General features: G+C 31.6%; 4 protein-coding genes. All 4 read left to right on the top strand.

Features of this window, described 5'->3' with window-relative positions; genetic code table 11:
• Positions 1-1,495 (top strand): type IX secretion system sortase PorU (gene porU / locus ACH2BO_RS13995; RefSeq protein WP_395045352.1); only part of this gene is annotated, 1,495 nt, incomplete at its 5' end.
• Positions 1,496-1,532: 37 nt separating this feature from the next.
• A complete protein-coding gene (gene porV / locus ACH2BO_RS14000) occupies positions 1,533-2,753 on the top strand; it encodes a type IX secretion system outer membrane channel protein PorV (RefSeq protein WP_395045353.1) in 1,221 nt (406 codons plus the stop codon).
• A gap of 68 nt (positions 2,754-2,821) precedes the next feature.
• Positions 2,822-3,304 (top strand): cytidine deaminase, encoded by a 483-nt coding sequence (gene cdd, locus ACH2BO_RS14005; protein WP_395045354.1) that lies wholly within the window; start codon positions 2,822-2,824, stop codon positions 3,302-3,304.
• A 15-nt stretch (positions 3,305-3,319) separates the two neighbouring features.
• Positions 3,320-3,472, top strand: coding sequence for a hypothetical protein (locus ACH2BO_RS14010; protein ID WP_395045355.1), 153 nt, complete (start codon positions 3,320-3,322; stop codon positions 3,470-3,472).
• The last annotated feature ends 52 nt before the right edge of the window (positions 3,473-3,524 follow it).

A 3,524-nucleotide genomic window follows, 5' to 3' on the forward strand; every position in this document is an offset into this window, starting at 1 on the left:
CGATCTCAATTATCTTGGTCATGGTGGTGAAGATGGTTTAACAGCCGAGAGAATTTGGGATAAATTTGACGGATTAAGTTTTAATAATCGATACCGTTATCCTTTGTTTATAACCATTACATGCGAATTTTCAAGATTTGATAATCCTTATCGTCCAACTGCTGGCGAATATACTTTTTGGAATCCAAAAGGTGGCGCAGTTGCAATGATAACTACAATTAGATCAATAGGAAAATATAGTGCAGAATTATTTAATGATGAAATGTCAGAACAATTATTCTCATATAATTCCAATACATACACTTCAATTGCAGAAGCATTGCGATTAGCAAAAATAGGAAGTAATAATAATTCTTCAACAAGAGTCGTAGCATTTCTTGGTGATCCAGCATTAATGTTGGCAATTCCAAAACCTAGAGTTGTACTTACTAAAGTTAACGATGTTCCAATAACGCAACCAATTTCCGATTTAAAAGCATTGGCATACGTAAAATTATCTGGCGAAGTACAAGACGAATCTGGAAACCCACTTCCAAACTATAACGGAGAATTATTCGTAAATATATTTGATAAAAATTATAACCGAAGTACCTTAAATAACGATAATAATAGTCCGCCAATTTCATTTACAAATCTTGGAGAAACAATTTTTAGAGGAAATGCATCAGTAAATAATGGTTTGTTCGAATTTGGATTTGTAGTGCCAAGAGATATTAAAATTCCGCTAGGAAACGGAAGAATAAGTTTTTACACTAAAAGAAATGAAATTTTATTAGACAAAACTGGTTATAATTTAGATATAAAAGTGGGCGGAATAAATACTAATGCTGTAGCAGATGTTACTGCGCCAACAATTAGATTGTATATGAATGATGAAACATTTGTAAATGGCGGAATTACTAATGAATCACCTTTCTTTTTAGCTTTTCTAGAAGATGAACATGGTATAAATACAGCAAGCGGAATTGGTCATGATATTGTAGCCATTTTAGATGGAGACGAAACCAAACCTTATATATTAAACGATTATTATGAAACAGAACTTGATAATTACAAAAAAGGTAAAATTAGATTTCCTTTTAGAAATTTAGCATTAGGATTACACACAATCACCTTTAAAGCTTGGGATGTTTACAATAATTTTATATCAACAGAAATTCAATTTGTAGTAGTTGGTGATGATGATGTAACCTTGACCAATGTATTAAATTACCCAAATCCGTTTGTAAATTACACACAATTTTGGTTCACCCATAACAAACCATTTGAACCTTTACAAGTTCAAGTTCAAATAATTACAATTACTGGCAAAGTCGTAAAAACCATAAATCAATATGTTACCACAGAAGGTTTTCTTTCTAGAGATGTAACTTGGGATGGAACAGACGATTTTGGCGATAAAATAGGAAAAGGTGTATATATTTATAAACTCACAGTTAATTCAACCATTACCAATAAAAAATCAGAAAAAATTGAAAAACTTGTTATCCTTTAATAAAATACTATATTTGTTTAATTATTTAAAATACTCAATGAAATCAAAGAATCACGATTACAAAAAAAACAATACAATAAACATAAGTAAAAAGATTTCACTAATTGTATTATTTCTAGTTACCAATCAATACATTAATGCACAAGATAGAGTTATCACAACTGGAGTTCCATTTCTTTTAGTTGCTGCCGATGCTCGTGCTGCTGGTCTTGCAGATCAAGGTGTTGCAACTTCTACAGATGCATTTTCGCAACAATGGAATCCTGCAAAATATGCATTTGCGGTAGACAAGCAAGGATTTTCTATAAGTTATACTCCATATTTAACACAACTTGTAAACGATATTTCATTAGGACAGGTTAATTATTATAACCGATTTGGAGATGAAGGAAGAAGTGCTTTTGCAGTAAGTCTTCGTTATTTTGGATTAGGAGAAATAGAGTTAAGACAAAATTTTGATGATCCAGCAAACATTGTAAAACCAAATGAGCTTGCAATAGACGGTTCCTATTCATTAAAATTAAGCGACAGATTTTCTATGGCAGTTGCTGGACGTTACATCCGTTCCAATTTAAAAATTGCCGATGTAAATACCGATGCTAAACCAGGAAGTTCATTTGCAGTTGACGTAGCAGGTTTTTTTCAATCAGAAGAAATTGCTTTCAACGAGTTTAATGGAAAATACCGTTTAGGATTTAATTTCCAAAATATGGGACCAAAAATCAGTTATGATAATAATGATCAAGTAAGTTCCAACTTTTTACCAGCCAATATGAGACTTGGTGGAGCTTTCGATTTTATTTTAGACGAATATAATAAAGTTACAGTTAGTACAGAATTAGCCAAGCTTTTAGTACCAACTCCGCAAAATCCAGATTTAAACGGCGACGGAACAATAACAGATATTGAACGTTCTCAAAATAATGAAGATTACAGAAAAATAAGTTGGGCATCAGGTATTTTTAAATCTTTCAACGATGCACCAGACGGTTTTAGCGAAGAAATAAAAGAATTTACCTATTCAGTTGGAGCAGAATATCTTTATCAAGATTCATTTGCATTTCGTTTAGGATATTTCAATGAAAGTCCGTTAAAAGGAGCAAGAAAATTTTTATCACTTGGCGCTGGCTTTAAATATAATGTTGTTAAAGTTGATGTGTCTTACTTATTCTCAGCATCTAAAGTTAAAAACCCATTAGAAAATACACTTCGTTTCTCACTAACATTCAATTTTGGCGATAAATACGACGATTATTAGCACATTTAAAATTTAAAACAACATCCAAATCTTCAATAAGATTTGGATTTTTTTTCCTCAATAACCAAATGAAAGAAATCAATATTACAACCCACATTGCAGTTTATAATAACATAAACGAATTATCATTTACTGTAAATTCATTAATGCAACAAGCAATAGAAACTCGTAAAAATGCCTACGCACCATATTCTAAATTCAGAGTTGGAGCAGCAATTTTATTAGAAAACGGAAAAATAGTTTTGGGTTCCAATCAAGAAAATGCTGCTTATCCATCAGGACTTTGTGCCGAGCGAGTTGCAATTTTTCAAGCAGGAGCAATTTATCCAAATGTTAAAATTGTAACATTAGCAATCACTGCAGCATCAGATACTAACCCAACAACAACACCAATTCCACCTTGTGGCGCTTGCCGTCAATCAATAGCTGAATACGAATTTAAACAAGAAACTCCAATAGAAATATATTTTATGGGAGAAACCGGCGCAGTTTATAAATCTAATTCTATCGGAAATTTATTGCCACTTTCGTTCGATAAAACTTCATTGTAAAATTATCAGTAGCCAATGGCTTGGGAATTGTTAAGTATGGTAATTCCTGCTGTACGTTCCAATCTTTTTTCAATTGCTTTGGGTTTTAACCCAAAGCAATTAAGAAAAGGATTTCCACTTCCATCAGGACTAAAGATTTACCATTTTAATACCAGTACAAATCAATAACAATTTCAGTTTAAAAATTAAAAACTCTTAAACAAACATTAAAAATTTCAAA

The organism is Flavobacterium sp., assembly GCF_043773265.1.
Taxonomy (GTDB): Bacteria; Bacteroidota; Bacteroidia; order Flavobacteriales; family Flavobacteriaceae; genus Flavobacterium.